Annotated in this window: 10 protein-coding genes and 2 tRNA genes; 2 read left to right on the top strand and 10 right to left on the bottom strand. The window is 71.4% G+C overall.

From position 1 onward, the window contains the following. Positions 1-250 precede the first annotated feature (250 nt). The 5 genes from ACMA1D_RS12820 to ACMA1D_RS12800 all read right to left on the bottom strand — a co-directional run bounded on the left by ACMA1D_RS12820 (position 251) and on the right by ACMA1D_RS12800 (position 6816). On the bottom strand, positions 251-3070 hold the full coding sequence (locus tag ACMA1D_RS12820) for a M4 family metallopeptidase (RefSeq protein WP_414724038.1): 2820 nt from the start codon (positions 3068-3070) through the stop codon (positions 251-253). Between the two features lie 291 nt (positions 3071-3361). Beyond that, positions 3362-4075 carry a ribonuclease H family protein gene (locus ACMA1D_RS12815; protein WP_414724037.1) on the bottom strand — a complete coding sequence of 238 codons (714 nt, stop codon included), beginning with the start codon at positions 4073-4075 and terminating at the stop codon, positions 3362-3364. A 571-nt stretch (positions 4076-4646) separates the two neighbouring features. Further along, entirely contained in the window at positions 4647-5405 is a 759-nt protein-coding gene (locus ACMA1D_RS12810) for a thioesterase II family protein (protein ID WP_414724036.1), read from the bottom strand. A gap of 192 nt (positions 5406-5597) precedes the next feature. Beyond that, positions 5598-5861 (bottom strand): hypothetical protein, encoded by a 264-nt coding sequence (locus tag ACMA1D_RS12805; protein WP_414724035.1) that lies wholly within the window; start codon positions 5859-5861, stop codon positions 5598-5600. An 881-nt stretch (positions 5862-6742) separates the two neighbouring features. Next, positions 6743-6816 (bottom strand) — tRNA-Pro (locus ACMA1D_RS12800). Between the two features lie 197 nt (positions 6817-7013). On the opposite strand from ACMA1D_RS12800, the gene ACMA1D_RS12795 reads away from it, so the two are divergent. Further along, positions 7014-7307, top strand: coding sequence for a YiaA/YiaB family inner membrane protein (locus ACMA1D_RS12795; protein ID WP_349993011.1), 294 nt, complete (start codon positions 7014-7016; stop codon positions 7305-7307). 153 nt (positions 7308-7460) lie between these two features. Here ACMA1D_RS12795 and soxR read toward each other — a convergent pair whose 3' ends face one another. Continuing rightward, entirely contained in the window at positions 7461-8084 is a 624-nt protein-coding gene (soxR, locus tag ACMA1D_RS12790) for a redox-sensitive transcriptional activator SoxR (RefSeq protein WP_414724034.1), read from the bottom strand. A gap of 171 nt (positions 8085-8255) precedes the next feature. Between soxR and ACMA1D_RS12785 the strand changes: the two genes are divergently transcribed. Next, positions 8256-8329: transfer RNA gene (locus tag ACMA1D_RS12785), tRNA-Pro, on the top strand. A gap of 462 nt (positions 8330-8791) precedes the next feature. Here the strand turns inward: ACMA1D_RS12785 and ACMA1D_RS12780 are convergent. The 4 genes from ACMA1D_RS12780 to ACMA1D_RS12765 all read right to left on the bottom strand — a co-directional run bounded on the left by ACMA1D_RS12780 (position 8792) and on the right by ACMA1D_RS12765 (position 14918). Then, positions 8792-9199 carry a GtrA family protein gene (locus ACMA1D_RS12780; RefSeq protein WP_414724059.1) on the bottom strand — a complete coding sequence of 136 codons (408 nt, stop codon included), beginning with the start codon at positions 9197-9199 and terminating at the stop codon, positions 8792-8794. Beyond that, positions 9199-10149, bottom strand: coding sequence for a glycosyltransferase family 2 protein (locus ACMA1D_RS12775; RefSeq protein ID WP_414724033.1), 951 nt, complete (start codon positions 10147-10149; stop codon positions 9199-9201). The genes ACMA1D_RS12780 and ACMA1D_RS12775 overlap by 1 nt, the downstream gene beginning before the upstream one ends. Positions 10150-10227: 78 nt before the next feature. Then, positions 10228-13062, bottom strand: coding sequence for a YfhO family protein (locus tag ACMA1D_RS12770; RefSeq protein WP_414724058.1), 2835 nt, complete (start codon positions 13060-13062; stop codon positions 10228-10230). Between the two features lie 806 nt (positions 13063-13868). Further along, entirely contained in the window at positions 13869-14918 is a 1050-nt protein-coding gene (locus tag ACMA1D_RS12765) for a LuxR C-terminal-related transcriptional regulator (protein WP_414724032.1), read from the bottom strand. Between the last annotated feature and the right edge of the window lie 174 nt (positions 14919-15092).

Below are 15092 nucleotides of genomic sequence, written 5' to 3'. Positions count from 1 at the left end.
ACAGCGCTTTCGCAGCGGCCCCTTCCGCGTGTCGGCGCATTCTGGAATGCATGCCGTTTCTCTGGAGCTGGTGCCGCGCCCAGGGCTGAGACCGGGGCCGGGGCTGGCACTGGGGTCGGGACTGGTGCTGGGACTGCGACTGAGGCCAGGGCCGGGACTGGGCCGGCCCGATCACGCTCCGGCGCCGGCCCCAGCCCCAGTGCCGCGCCCCCGCACCCTGTTCCGTGCGAACGGCTCCGTACCGGGGCGATCAGCCGCAGTGGCCCGTCGGCCGGGAGCGGGTGACCAGGCTGCTGATGCCGGTCGTGGCGTCGAGCCAGACCACCTGGCTGCCCGTCAGCGCGGTGGCCGGGCCCTGCTCGCCGCGGTTGCAGGAGACCCGGCCCCGCCGGGTGCCCGGGTCGTCCGGTGAACCGCCGGCCGCGAACTGGTAGAGCTTGGGGATCGACTCGTTGCGGATCTCGGGGTCGGGCAGGTAGCTGCCGACCGTCACGCTGTCGTCGGAGACCGTCAGGGTGTACGCGTTGAGCGCGTCCGGACCGGTCTGCGGGCTGAGGTCGACGATGCCCGAGCCGTCGAGCGCGGCGCGCCGTACCGTCGTCCGGTCCTGCTGGGTCTGCTCGTCCAGGAGCCAGAAGACGTGGCTGCCGTTGATGTCCGTCGGGCCGATGCGCGCCCCGGGCGTCGCCCGCTGGATGACGGTGTCCTGTCCGGTGGCCACGTCCACCACGTGCGTGGTCCACTCGTACTCGGCGGCCCGCACCCGCCGTTTGTCCTGGTAGGCCACCTTCCCTCGGCTGACCGACGGGGTGTACGACTGGTGGTAGGTGCCGCCGCCGATGCGGACGATGTTCGCGGGGTCCCGCAGGCTCAGATAGGTCACACCCTGGCGTCCTCCGTGGTTGGCGTGGCCGAAGGTGACGACGTCGCCGTCGACGTCCATCGCGGTGCTAGCGCCGCGGCCCCGCCACAGCTTCTTGACCGGCCCGCCGGCCAGCGGCCTGGCCAAGATCTCCACGCCACCACCGGAGCCGAACGCCTGCCACACCACGGTCTTGCCGTCGGTGGCCGGGTTGACGTGGTAGCGGCCGTCGTTAGGGCTGATCAGCTTGGGCTCACCGGCTCCGTCGCCGCGCCCGGCCCACACCGAGTACGGTTCCGAGCCGTCCTCGTTGGACTTGGAAGCCACCCACCAGCCGCCGCCCCCACCCGGGTTGGAGTCGGTGGTGTTGACCCGGTCCAGGATGACGTCGGAGTCCACGCCGAGAGCGAGTTCCCAGCCCGGCACGATGCCGTGGCCGGTGAACGCGCGCTCCACCGCCCGCTGTTCGGCCGCCGTCGCACCGAGTTCCTTCGCCGCGGCCAGCACCGCGGCCCGCCCCTCGGTGAAGCCGTCCAACGGGGTGAGGTACTGGGTCAGCGCCCGGTAAACGATGCGGTCAGTGCGCTCGGCGCCCAGTTCCTGGCGTACGTCCCACAGCGCGCCGCCGAAGATGGTGGAGTTGAGGTGGACGCCGCCGTTGTCGGTGCCGAAGCCGACACCGAGGAAGGACTTGCTGGTGGTCCGCCCGTCGTTGAGGTCACGCAGCGCGCACGCGCGGGGCTCCTTGGTCCGACACAGCCGCTCGCCGAGCAGCCCCGAATCGGGGTCGGAGACCGGGATGTCGTACGCGTCCGCCTCGATGGCGTTGCCGAAGTAGTCGGCGATGGCCTCGTTCATGGCCCCTGACTGGCCGGCGTACACCAGGTTGGCCGAGTGTTCGATGACGCCGTGCGTCATCTCGTGACCGACGACGTCGAGACCGGCCGAGAGCGGCCGGAACTCGGCGTCGCCGATGCCGTAGACCATCTTCTGGCCGTCCCAGAAGGCGTTGACGTAACTACCGTCGTAGCTGGCGACGCCCACCAGCGAGTCGATCGTCATGCCGTGGCCGTCGAGGCTGTTGCGGCCGTGCTTGTCGCGGAGGTAGTCGTAGACCTTCGCGGCGGCCCAATGCGCGTCCACCGCACCGGCGTTGGTGGCTTCGAAGGGGAACGCGGGGGTCGGCGCGCCGACCACCTCAAGCTCCGGCGGCCACTGGCCCGACACCTCACTCGGGGTCTTGCCGCGGGCGTCCCAGGTGGCCAGGGAGCCGTAGTCATCGGGAATGCGGGTGCGGTCACGGAGCGCGTACACCTTGCGGTACGCGTCGTACTCCACCTCCAGGGCGACGCCCTGACCGTCCAGCTTGACGCCGAAGCCGCGTTCGGCGGCGCGGGGCCCGCGGGCCCGAGCGTCCGTTCGGGCCTGCGCCTTCGGTCGGGCGTGGGCCTCCGCTGGAGCCTGGACGTTCGGTGCCGGCCGCCGGTCGGTGGCCCGGGGGGCGTCGAGCGTCTTGATGCCGCTGTACTGGAGGACGGGGTAGCCGGCGCGGGCGTCCACGTACACCTCGCGCAGGACCGGCAGCCCGGTGGCCGGGTCGCTGCCGCGTACGGTGACGTGCCGGGTGAGCACGCCGGCGCCGGACGGCAGCACCACCAGGCCGCGGGCGGTGCCGGTGAGCGGCGCCGGTTCCGGGGCGCCCGCGGGCGGCTCCTGCCCGGCGAACTTTCGTTCACTGAGTTCGGTGGTGACGGCGTCGATCGCGCGCTCGACCGCGATCGCCTCGCTGACCTCGGGTGTCGTGGTGGTACGCAGTTCGGTGAAGTACTTGCCCGAGGTGCCGGTGACGGTGCGCTCGCCGTCCTTCTGCTGCATCCGGACGACGTACTGACCGCCCAGGACGGGCACGCCCCGGTACCGCTGCTGGAGGCGTACCGCCTCCTGGCCGCCCGAGGTCGTGGTGGACACCGGCACCAGATCGCGCCGGGCCGCGGCGATCCGGTACCTGCCCCGCTGTTCGTCGAGATAGCTGCGGGCCGCGTCGGCCGCGCTGCCACCGGCCGGGGCCGCGTCGCGCAGCCCCTGCACCAGGGCGGGCGTCTGCGTCCGCTGGCCCGGGACCACGTCCACCGGGCTGGCCGCCGGCGGGTCCGCCGCCGCTGCGTCGTGCGCGGGAAGCACCGATACGACGAGTGCGGCGACGCCCACTAGCGCCGCCGCACCCGGTATGCCACTCGGTCGTGCTCTTCGGCCGCCGCGGCGGCCGACTCTTCTGGGGTGACGCACGGTCTTCCGACCCCCTTCCCTCGCGGTCGCCGACAACGGGACCGCCGTCGGCAGGGGGCCATCGAAGCGGCGATGGCCCGCCCCAGCAACGAGGGGAAGTCAGCCACGGACGACTTCCGGCCGGACGCGGGGCCGGGCGAGCTCGGCGCGGTGCAGGCGGGCGGCCCGTGACGGCCGCGCCCGGTTCCGTACCGCCGTGTCGAAGTCGTGAGCTCAGTCCGCCGCCGTCTGCACCCCGGCCGCCCGGCAGGCGGGGTGGCCCCAGCGCGTACCGAGCTTGGTGATCGACTCGCCCACGTCGTACGAGGCGCCGCACGGGCAGGTGCCGCGGAACTTCGCCTTGATCGTGGGCGCGCTGCCGCCCGAGCCGGAGCGGGCCGGCCGCTTCCCCGCGCCGGAGCCCGAGCGCGCCCGGGTCGGGGTGCTGCGGCCCGGCTCGGGAACCGGCAGCTCCGTCGCGCCGAGCGCGGTGCCGGCGGCCTGCTGGCTGACGGCCGCGTCGCTCGCAGCCTGGTCGGCGATGGCGTTCAGCGGGTCGCCGCCCACCTGGTGCGCCGGCACGTACCGGAACTCGACGTCCCGGCCGGTGAGCAGCGCGTCGATCTGCTGGACAAGCTCCTGATTGGCGACCGGCTTGCCCGACGCCGTCTTCCAACCCTTGCGCTTCCAGCCCGGCAGCCACTCGGTCACGGCCTTCATCGCGTACTGCGAGTCCATGCGCACCTCCAGGGCGGTCCCGGGGTCCACCGCCTCCAACAACCGCTGTAGGGCGGTGAGTTCGCCCACGTTGTTGGTGGCGCGTCCCAGCGGGCCGGCCTCCCAGCGCTCCGGCCGACCGGCCGCGTCCGCGATGACCCACGCCCATCCGGCCAGGCCCGGGTTCCCCTTGGCCGCCCCGTCGCAGGCGGCGATGATGCGATCAGACATCCCTCGATCATGCCTTACCCGCCACCCTCCCCCGAACCAGCGCAGCCCGGGCAGCAGGGCCCGGCCCCGCACGCCCCTCTCCTCGGCCCTCGCCCCGCGCCGGCACCGGACCGAGCCCCGCCCTGGCTCGCGACGCGGGCGGCGGTCGCGCTCCGGGCGGCACACCCGTCACGGCGGGGCCCGGACACACCGACCGCCTTCACTCTCCGTAACGGCAGCCCTCCTGTACGCAAGGCCGACCTGCCGGGGCCCAGCACCCTCCGCGTTCGCCTGGCGAATTCCGCCCCACTTCGCGCCCTCGCTCGGCGTTCGCCTGACGAACACTGCCGCATTTCCGTGCCCGCCCCCGCCCCACCACTCGCCTCCGCCAAGTCCGCTCCGTCCAGGCATAGTTGGCGAGAACTAACCCCAGCCCCTCTCCCCACACACAATGCGCCGTTTCGGACCGGGCCCGGTCCCTACCGGGCGCCACCAGGTCCGCGAGGCCCCGGGCCCCGGCTCGGCAACGCAGCAGGGGTTGGACGGTTTGCCCGTCCAACCCCTGCTGTTCAGCGGTCTTCCTCGTCGTCGGTCAGCCGACGGTCACCGCACCCTGTACCGCTTGGCGGACCAGGGCGATGACCTCGGCCGCGCGCGGGCTGAGGTAGAAGTGGCCGCCGCCGAACACCTCGGTGGCGAACTCGGCGGTGGTGTGGGCGCCCCACGCCTCCGCTTCGGGGATGGTCGTCTTCGGGTCCGCGTCGCCGACCAGGGCGGTGATCGGGCAGTCGACGGTCGTCTCCACCGGGGCGTACGTCTCGATGGCCCGGTAGTCACTGCGGATCGCCGGCAGCACCATGCGCAGCAGTTCCTCGTCACCCAGCACCTGGGCGTCGGTGCCGCTCATGGCCTTCATCTCGGCGACGATCCCGTCGTCGTCCCGCTGGTGGACGTTCTCCGCACGGCGGGTGGAGGGGGCGCGCCGGCCAGAGGCGAACAGCTTCGCGGGAACGTGCCCGTCGGCCTGGAGCCGGCGGGCCACCTCGAAGGCGAGGACGGCGCCCATGCTGTGTCCGAAGAACACCACGGGCCGGTCGAAGAGCGGTGCCACCACGGGGGCGATGCGGTCGGCCAGGGTGTGCAGGTCCTCCACGTTCGGCTCGTGGCGCCGGTCCTGGCGGCCGGGGTACTGGATGGCCACGACGTCGGCGTCACTGGCCAGCGCGGCCGACACGGGGAAGTAGAAGCTGGCCGATCCGCCTGCGTGCGGGAAGCACACCAGCCGGGCCGAGGCGGCCGGCGCGGGGTGGAACCGGCGGAGCCAGAGGTCGCTGCCGTCGGTAGCTGTCATGGTCGTCGTCCGTTCTGTTGCGTGGTCGTGCTTGGTCGGATACGCGTGTGGGTGCCCGCCGTCAGCGGGTCCGGTCGTGGCGGGCCGCAAGCCGTGCCGTACGGCGCGTGCGGTGGTCCCGGAGTGGTCCGCCATGACCGTGAAGTGGTTGCCGGGTACGTCGGCGTCCTCGGCCGGGAAGGGCCACCGGGGTCACCAGGCGTCTTCGGCCTCCATCGCGGTGCTCCCGTCGGGCGGGAAGGCGGCAGGCAGGCACAGCGCGGGGGTGGCGACCGCGACCGGCGCCCAGCCGTCGAAGACCCGCAGGTAGTCGCCCTGGCCGGGGAGGCGGGCGCCGGTCATGAGCTCGAACACCCTGCTGGTGCACCAGCGCGGCAGCGTTCGCCATGCGCTCACCCCCTCGTACAACCCGAGCTCACACGCCTGTTGGTACAGCCCGGTGAGCGTATCCTTCACCGCCAACGTGACGGTTGAGGCAGCGGGCTCTCCGTGACTTGCGGCCAGTTCGCGGCGCGGGTGAGCGGCGGGCGCAACCGGTCCGGTCGACTGGTCGAGACGATGGTGGTGGGCAGGGGGGAGGCCGGTGGCTCCGGCGAGGCGATTGCGCAATTGCAGGGCGGTCAGCCGGTGTCCACTCGCCTGCCCCCTCAGTACGTGCCGTGGCCCAGGCGCCCGGGACCGATAAGAAGGCCCAAGGAATGACGTTCCAAGATGCCCCATATGGGTACGCAGATGGATTCACGCGAGGTCAGCGCGTGCCAGGTCCGTTCCCGCCCCATACCGGACTCGACGATACAGCCATGATCACTGCCCGAACCAGCCCCTCTTCTTGCGGCCATGAGGCACAGGAAATTGCTTTTCTACCCACATGCAGATCTCGCTGCGGGTGTGCACAACAGACCCAAGCATTTACTCGAAAGGAATCCCAAGACAGCCCTGACCTGCAATGATTGCAATTTATTAGCTTGAGCAAATACGAAGCCGGCACGGCAGGCCACCGACGGCAGCCCGCGACGAGCGGGCCCCGATACGGCCACCACTGCCCGACTATCGGGTTCCGCATTCCGTTTCATGACTGCTTCTGCTTGCCACCCTTGCGGCAAATTCGTCCCAGAGGTCCCGCGCCCCGCACCTCACGCATCACAGCCGGCGGCGGGCACGCGGCGAAACTTCCAGATGGTCGCGTACCGCCGCCCGCTTCACTACCCAGTCGCCGAGCACGATCGTCGTGACCCCGCTGACCGCGATCAAGGCATGGTCCCCAACCGGTCCCCAAAACGACCGAAGGCCGGCTTCGGATTTCTCCAAAACCGGCCCTGACCTGCGACTCTCACGAGTCGGGACGACAGGATTTGAACCTGCGACCCCTTGACCCCCAGTCAAGTGCGCTACCAAGCTGCGCCACGTCCCGATGCCCTGCGGCCCTTGGGGTTCCCCCCGGCCGAGCGCGTACGAGAACGATACCGCACTTCATCGGGTGGTCGCGCACGCCTTCCCGGCCGTTGATCTCCGCGCCAGGCAGGGGATCGGCGGCCCTGCGGTGACACTCAGGCCGAGTTGAGTAACCGTACTCATGTGCGCCCGTCACGACCCGGCGACGCTACGTGCATGACGACACCTTCCATTCAGCGCCCGACGACCACCGCGTTCTTCATCCAGGCCGCGCTCTCGTTCGTGCTCTCCCTGGGCGCCGTCGCCTACGGGATCTCCAAGCTGTCGGTCGGCGCCTGGGAGCGTGGCTTCCTCGGGCTCGGCCTGGTCTTCGTGGTCACCTCCGCCTTCACCCTGGCCAAGTGCGTACGCGACCGGCAGGAGGTCGAGGAGGTGACCAACCGGGTGGACAAGGCCCGGATCGACAAGCTGCTGATGGAACAGGACGTGTTCAAGCCCGGCAGCGTATGAGGAGGCATCCCGTACGGGAGGGTGTGCCCCGGCTCACTCCGCGCGGGGCGCGGAGTGAGCCGGGAGCCGTCTCCGGCGCAGCGGCACCGTGACGGCGGACGGGGCGCCGTTCCCCAGCTCGGGGAGCGGCGCCCCGTCGCGTCGGGCGACGGGTCAGCCGCGCGTGGCGCGCGGCAGGGGTATGCGTGGCGACGGGGCCGACCGCGCGGCGCCCGGTGCGGGTGCTTCGTCGGCCCGACGGTTCGGCTCGGCAGCGCCGCCCGCCGGTGCGGCGGCGGTCCGGCGGGTGGGTCCTAGCGGGCCCTGGGGCAGGTCGCCTTCGGTCGCCGGGTCGTCGCCGAGGAGGTAGCGCGCCCCGGTGCCGCGCTCGGCCGCGGCGTCCTGCGGGTTGTAGAGACTGCACTTGCGCAGCGAGAGGCAGCCACAGCCGATGCAGCCGGCGAGGCGGCGCTTGAGCCGTTCCAGGTCGGCGATCTGCGCGTCGATGCGGTGGCTCCAGACGCGGGCCACCGAGTTCCACTGGGCGGCGTTGGGGGCCCGTTCCTCGGGCAGCCGCCGGAGCGCGGCGCCGGCCTCCTCAAGCGAGAGGCCGACCTGCTGGGCGGCGCGGATGAAGGCGACCCGGCGGAGCGTGGCGCGGGGGAAGCGACGCTGGCCGCCGACGGTGCGTTCGGCGTGGATGAGGCCGAGTTCCTCGTAGTAGCGCAGGGCGGAGGTCGCCAGTCCGCTGCGGGCCGCGAGTTCGCCGATCGTCAGGCGGTCATGCTTCGACGTCATGGCCTGCGAGCGTAGTCGGCGCGGGGCGCGGGGACGGGGCCGTCCACCGCGCCGGCCGACGGTCGGCACGGACCTGCCATCGGGGCGGGCGGCATCGACCGCGGTCATGCTGTACGCTCTTGACCTGCAACGACGGCGGCGGCGCGAGCGCGGAGCCGGCGTCCGATGCATCGGGACGTGGCGCAGCTTGGTAGCGCACTTGACTGGGGGTCAAGGGGTCGCAGGTTCAAATCCTGTCGTCCCGACTCGTGAGAGTCGCAGGTCAGGGCCGGTTTTGGAGAAATCCGAAACCGGCCTTCGGTCGTTTTGGGGACCATTTGGGGACCAGGGGGCGTACGGCCGTCGCACCGGTCGGCGGTATCGGGTCACTCGCCGACCGGACGTGCCGAATGGACGTGCCGAATGGACAGGCCGGGTGTGCCGGCCGCGGACCGCGTCAGGCCCGGCCGCTTCCGGCTGTGCCGGCCGCCACGGATCGGGGCGGATTCCGGGTTCACCGGCTCCGCTGACATGGCGTCACGTCGAGGCGTACGACATCCAGCCCCGGCCACCTTACGGTCAATGGCAGCCGGAGCCGGGCGAGTTGGGTCGTGAGCAGGGTCGGGCAGCGTCCCGTACGGCGGGCGTGATGCCTGACGCCACCTGGCGCCCCCCAACTCGGCGGACGGTCCAGGTGTCGCCGTGGTACGGCCGGCCGGGCCCCGTCCTCAGCCCCGGGCCGGCTCCTCGTCCGGGGTCGGCGTGGGCGCTGGCGTGCGGCCCACCATGATCGTGCGGGAGACCACGAAGGTGATCGGAACGGCTGCCGCCGCGGCGATGAGTGGTGCGGCCTTGTCGTTCGTTCCGGCGAGGTCGACGAGGACGTAGACGCCGCCGGTGGTGATGGTGAAGTTGGCGACCGTGGTCAGCGGGAAGAGCAGGAACGTGCGCCAGGCCGGACGCGTCCGGTAGGTGATGTACACATTCAGGAAGTACGAGCCGATGGTGCTCAGGGCGAAGGCCGCGATGTGCGCCACCAGATAGGGCAGCCACCACAGCAGGATGAGGTAGCTAAGGTAGTACGTTCCGGTGTTGATGACCCCCACCAGGCCGAACCGTACGAATTGCCCAGTGATCAACGGACCAGGTCCTTCAGGTCGGCCGCCTGCGGGGCATTCGTGGTCTGTACCAGATAGTGCGGGCGGCGCTTGACCTCGTAGTAGATGCGGCCGATGTATTCGCCGATCACCCCGATCATGACCATTTGGACACCGGCGAGTGCGGTGATGACCACGAGGAGCGTAGCGTAGCCGGGCGTGTCCACGCCGTCGACCAATACGGTGCCGACGATCCAGGTGGCGTAGAGGATGGCGACGGAAAGCAGCGTGAGGCCCAGATACACGGCGGCACGCAGTGGCTTGTTGTTGAAGGAGATGACGCCGTCGGCACCGTAGTTGAGCAATTGGCTGAAGGTCCACTTGCTGCGGCCCTCTTCGCGTACTGCATTGCGGTATTCGAAGGTGACGCTCGGGAATCCGACCCAGGCGAAAAGGCCCTTCGAGAACCGGTTGTACTCGGTGAGCTGGAGAATGGCGTTCACGGCCCGGCGGGAGAGGAGCCGGAAATCGCCCACGCCGTCGACGAGTTCCACGTCGACCAGCTTGTTGACCAGCTTGTAGTAGCCGCGCGCGGTCCAGGTGCGGGTGACCCGGTCGCCGTCCCTGGTGCGCTTGGCGATCACCTGGTCGTGGCCCTGTTCCCGCAGCTCGACCATGCGTCCCACCAGCTCGGGCGGGTGCTGGAGGTCGGCGTCCATGATGACGACGGCGTCGCCCGTGGCGTAGCGCAGGCCGGCGAACATCGCCGCCTCCTTGCCGAAGTTCCGGCTGAAGGAGACGTACCGTACGCGGGCGTCCGAGCCTGCGAGCCGCTTGAGGAGGGGCAGCGTGCGGTCCTTGCTGCCGTCGTCCACGTAGACGAATTCGAATTCGTGCTCAATGGCGAGGAGTTCCAGGGCCAGGTGCTCGTGGAAGCGGTCGATGACGGCTTCTTCGTTGTAGCACGGCACGACAATCGAGATCAGCATGGTTCTCCCCGTACGGAATCACGGACGACGGGCCTGCTCGGCAGGTGAGCGGGCCGAAGGACAGAGGGGGCGGGCGGGCTAGTCATGGCTCGCCTGCGCGGCCTGCGGGTGGCCTGGGGCCGGTCCGGCCGCGCGCCGGGTCCGCCAGCCGCGCCAGGCGCCGAGCGAGACGAGGGCGAGCAGCGAACCGGCTCCGACGGCCAGCCCGCGGTTGAGGCCGGGTGGTGTGAAGGAGCAGCTCACGGAGGTCGCGTCGGCGCTCAGCTGCACGGCGACGAGACCGAGGTAGGAGTCGGCGGGGCGGCGCGGGCCGTTGCCGGCCGAGCACTGCCAGCCCTCGATGCGGGGCATGGCGAAGACCGCGGTGCCGCGGTTGCCGCGGTCCACGGTGGCGCGGATGCTGTCGCCGTCGACGCGGATCTCAGTGCCGCCGGTGCTGGTCAGCCGTTCGGCGGCGGTCCTGAGCTTGACCCGGTCCAGGCAGCCGACCGCGCCGAGCGGCACCGAGCCGCCGCGGGCCGCTGCCAGTTCGATCTGCACCTTGCCGTCCGCCGGGACGCGGCCGAGTGACTGGATGGCCGCGGTCCGGTTGACGGGGTAGTCGCCCCGGAAGTCGGCCGGTTCGAGATTGCCGCCGCGCAGCGTCGCGGTGCCCCAGTAGCGGGGCGCCCACAGGTAGACGGAGCTGCCGGCGGGGCAGGTGGTGGTCAGTTCGCCGGTCGGGTCGGCGGCGCGGTGCCTGGCGGGCAGCCGGTAGCTGCCGTCGCGGGTGCGGGAGAGGTCGGTGTTGCCCCCGATGCTCAGCGTGAAGCGGCTGGGGACGGTGTAGACGCGGGCGCCGAGCAGCAGTTCCTGGTTGCGGAACGCGGACTTCCCGTACCGCGGAGTGGCGCCGGGCGGGCGCACGGTGACCAACGGCGGCACGGGCTGGCGGACGGTGCGCACCGGGCCCGGGTGGCGCGGGTTCCAGCGCTGGTGCGGGTCGAGCGGGGAGCGCAGCCGGGCGCCGACGGAGAAGATGACGTCGGTGACCGGGTTGTCCAGGCTCTGTACGGAGCGGCCCCGTGAGGTCGAGCCGCCGCCGAGCGCGGTCATGGTGCGGCTGAGCACGTCGGCGGTGAGGCTGCTGTAGTACGCGACGCCCTGCCCACCGAGCAGCATCGGGTCGTTCCCCGTGGTCTGGTTGCGGCCCGGTTCGGTGCGGTAGGCGGGCCAGCCGTCGGCTGCTTCGATGGCCGCGCGCTGCTCGCGTTGGCGGTCGCCCCAGGGCGCGTAGTCGTCCATGTGGGCGAGGCGTTTGCGGTCGCTGACGGCCATGGTCGCGGTGGACTGTCCGACCTGCATGCCGATCAGCACGAGGGCGGCGAGCACGCCCAGTAGCGGGCGCCGGTACGTTTCGGCGGCGCTGAACAACAGATACGCGGCGGCCACGGCGACGACCCCGGCCAGCGTGATGGGCAGCGACCAGTGCAGGAGCGCACTGTTGCGGGCGGTGCAGCAGAGGGCGGCCAGGACGGCGCCGCCGCCCGCGAGCGCCCGCCAGGACGGCCGGCCGCGGCTGACCGAGAGCCAGGCCGAGACGACGAGCAGGGCGCACAGCACGAAGGTCTGCCGGAACTGGCTGCCGTTGGGCGTGGTGAAGGCGTGCCAGGCCAGGTGGGTCGGCTTCCACTGGAAGGAGAGCAGCACCGCGACGGTGAGCCCGCTCCAGCCCAGGCGCACCCGTCGCGGCACCGCGGTGTTGAACGGCAGCGACAGTGCGAGCAGCAGGGCCACGGTGTCCACGTACAGGGCGGGCGAGTTGAAGCCGTACGAGCCGGGCAGCAGCCGGGCGAAGACGTCCATCCACCGTTCGGGCTCGAACTCCGTGTCGCTGCCCGGGTACGCCTCGCCCGTGCCCGCGTAGACGACGCTGACCAGCGGCGCTGCCAGGCCCACGCCGATCAGCAGGGCCACCAGGGGGCGCCAGAGTTGCAGCAGCAGCTTCGGCACCGTCGGTTGGGGGGCGGAGGTGGCCGCGGGCTCGGTGCGGGGGGTGGTGGGGCCCTCGGTCGGGGACGGCGCCGGGGTGGCGGGCGGGTCGTCGGCCGCGCCCCCTTCCGTCGCGGCCTCCCCATCGGCCGTGGCGCGCGCCGGGTGCGGGCCGTCGGTCGGGGCGGGGCCGGGGTGCGCGGGCGGCTGTGGCCGGGCGCCTGCGGCCAGCGGGGGCCGGTCGAAGAGCAGCCGGGCGATGAGGATGAGGGCGGCCCCGATGGTGGCCATGTAGGCGGTGTAGAAGTTCGCCACCCACACGAGGGCGACCAGCAGCGGACCCGCCACCATCCGTCGGCCGGCCAGCGTCCACTCGCCGACCAGGCACAGCAGCGGCAGGGCGATCAGCCCGTCGAGCCACATCGGGTTGTAGACGGCTCCGGCGAGCGTCCAGCCGCACAGTGCGTACGAGGCGCCCAGCGCGCCCGCCATCCACCAGGGGCCGGTGCGTACGGTGCGCAGCAGCCAGGCCATCGCGGCGCCGGCCGTGGCGATCTTCAGCACGCTGATGACGTAGACGGCGAGGTCGATCTGATCGCGCGGGAAGACGCCGACGAGGAGGGCGAAGGGGCTGGTCAGATACGTGCCGTAATCGGGCAGAAAGCTGGAGCCGTAGCCGGACTGCCAGTTGACGAAGAGATTGCCATCGGCCTTGCCGTGCAGCACGTCCCAGAGGTGGGCGTGATAGGGGATGAACTGGTTTCCCAGGTCGTTGACGCTACGGGTGCGCCAGCCGAAAGGGAAACTCCGTGCGATCACATCACCGAGGCACAACGAAATCGCGGAGAGTAGTGCGGCCAGGCCGGCGGCCCGTGCCCGAATGGCTCGGAAAGGCTCAGGTTTCTTCCCGAGTTGCCGCGGAATGGCATCCGCTCGGGGCATGGTGAGAGAAGGCATGGTTGCTTTCGAGACGTAAAGGGGCGTGGCTCAGCGAAGGAATTGCACGCTGCTACTCAATATCTGTCCGGCCGAGCAGGCGCGTTTCCGTGACGCCGGTCACAGATCATCCCGGACGGCGATGTGCGCGCACACCGAAGCGCTGGCCCACACAATTTCGTCCACCTCCCGGGCAGCATGGTCGAGTTCGTCAGCCGGTTTGACGAGCGAAATACGGGAAGGGTTGCCCGCTCACCGAGAGAAAAAGCCTCCCTTGAATAAAGGCGCCCGCAGTTCACCTTCAGTCAATGTGCGGTTCAGAAAAGAGCGTCCTGGGCGGCCCTGTGCTCGGGGCGCCTTGGGGGCCGGACTGCGCTCTCGCCGCGCCGGGCTCGGTGGTGGTGGCTGCCGCCGGGGGGGTGGAGCGCGAACTTCGGCCGACGCAGGGGCCGGTGCGGTACGCCTTCGCGGCGGCGCGCGACGCGGGGTGGCGGGTCGCCCTGCCCGGCGTGCTGCCCTGGGGCGCGCGACACTGGGTGGCTGCCGCCCGGAGGGGTACGGAGCGGGCCGTACGGTTCGGTGGGCGCGGTCGCGGCGACGGTCATCCCGCCCCGCCGGTGGGCCGGCCACCGAGGTACGACCAACCCCAGGACGTGGTCGACTCTCAGGGTGTGGCCGGCCCCGGGGCGCTCCCAACCATCAGGCGCGACCAACCCCGGCGCGTGCTCGACTCCCAGGGCGCGGCCAACCCTGGGCCACACCCACCCCCAACACGGGCCCAACCCCCGAGCCCAGCCAAGCCCCGGGGTTGGTCAACCCTCGTGGTCGAGGAGGCCGAGTCGGGCCGCACGTACGCCCGCCTCGAAGCGGCTGCCCGCGCCGAGCTTGTGCAGGAGTTGGGTGATCAGGCGGCGCAACGTACGGTCCGAGCAACCCAACCGGCGGGCGATGCGCTCGTCCTTGGCGCCGAGGGCCATCAGGTGCAGGATCTCCCGCTCCCGGGCGGTGTACGGCTGTTCGTCATCGGCCGCCACGTCCCCGGGGAAGGGCCGGCCCGCGGTCCAGCCGTACTCGAAGACCTGCTGGAAGCAGCGTGCGAGCAGCGGGCTGTGCACGATCGCGTCGCCGTCGTCGAAGCGGGGTGCCGCGCCGAGCGAGACCACGGTGACCAGGCCGTCGAAGGAGGCGAAGTGCGCGGGCACGACGGTGCCCACCTTGATGCGGGCGCCCCGCTCGGCGAGGGTGGCCAGGTAGCGGCGCGCGACCGGGGCCCGGACGACCGCCGGCGCGACCACCATCCGCCACCGCACGCCCTGCTCCAACATGTGCAGGTCATTGACGAGGCTGGCGTCCAGCACCTTGGCGTCGGGCAGCGACTTGCGCATGACGACCACCTCCTCCCGCCCCAACGCGTCGAATTCGCGCAGCCGTTTGCGGAACAGGTCGCGGTCCTGGAAGAACTCCACCTCGGCCGTGTGTGCGCCCTCGACGCGGGTCGACGGCAGCAGCGCCGCCACGTCGTCGATGGCGCGCAACCCGGCGTCCAGCGAGGCGGCAGCCGAGCGCAGGCGTCGCCTTTGCAGCGCGATGAGTTCGTCGAGCGCCCGCTCGACGGAGCGGACCGCGTGCCCGTCGTCGCTGAGCAGCCGGCGTTCGATCAACCAGCGCGCCACGCCGTCCGCCAGCGGGCCGCAGCCCTCGTCGCCCTGTGGTGGCGCGCCCATGGTCTGCCGTACGAGCGTCCCGTACACGCCCTTGGCCTCGGCCGCGTCAGCGAAGGGACGACCGGCCCCGAACGGTCGGAGGCATGTGCAGGCCGGGTGACCCTCGGCGCCGCGTGACGTACGAGAATCAATGGACATGCGCCTGACAATATGACGTGTCCGGCCGCTGGACCAGGTCGCGTGCGTGCGGCCGGTGGGGCCCGTGGGGCGTTGGCCGCGAGCGGCCACGCCGGTTGCGGCCAGTCCGGGCCATGGTCGTCAGGTTGCCTGCGCATTAACGTCGTGGCTGTATCAACCAGCCGGTACGTGGAC

Source organism: Streptomyces sp. 796.1, from assembly GCF_047525675.1.
GTDB lineage: Bacteria > Actinomycetota > Actinomycetes > Streptomycetales > Streptomycetaceae > Streptomyces.
The sequence above is the reverse complement of the archived record's forward strand: the minus strand, read 5'-3'. Positions and strand labels throughout refer to the sequence as shown.

Bases quoted from the DNA above. Each gene is read 5' to 3' on its own strand.
- ACMA1D_RS12815 (WP_414724037.1), bottom strand. From the start codon at position 4,075: ATGTCTGATCGCATCATCGCCGCCTGCGACGGGGCGGCCAAGGGGAAC.
- ACMA1D_RS12810 (WP_414724036.1), bottom strand. From the start codon at position 5,405: ATGACAGCTACCGACGGCAGCGACCTCTGGCTCCGCCGGTTCCACCCC.
- ACMA1D_RS12795 (WP_349993011.1), top strand. From the start codon at position 7,014: ATGACGACACCTTCCATTCAGCGCCCGACGACCACCGCGTTCTTCATC.
- soxR (WP_414724034.1), bottom strand. From the start codon at position 8,084: ATGACGTCGAAGCATGACCGCCTGACGATCGGCGAACTCGCGGCCCGC.
- ACMA1D_RS12775 (WP_414724033.1), bottom strand. From the start codon at position 10,149: ATGCTGATCTCGATTGTCGTGCCGTGCTACAACGAAGAAGCCGTCATC.
- ACMA1D_RS12770 (WP_414724058.1), bottom strand. From the start codon at position 13,062: ATGCCCCGAGCGGATGCCATTCCGCGGCAACTCGGGAAGAAACCTGAG.
- ACMA1D_RS12765 (WP_414724032.1), bottom strand. From the start codon at position 14,918: ATGTCCATTGATTCTCGTACGTCACGCGGCGCCGAGGGTCACCCGGCC.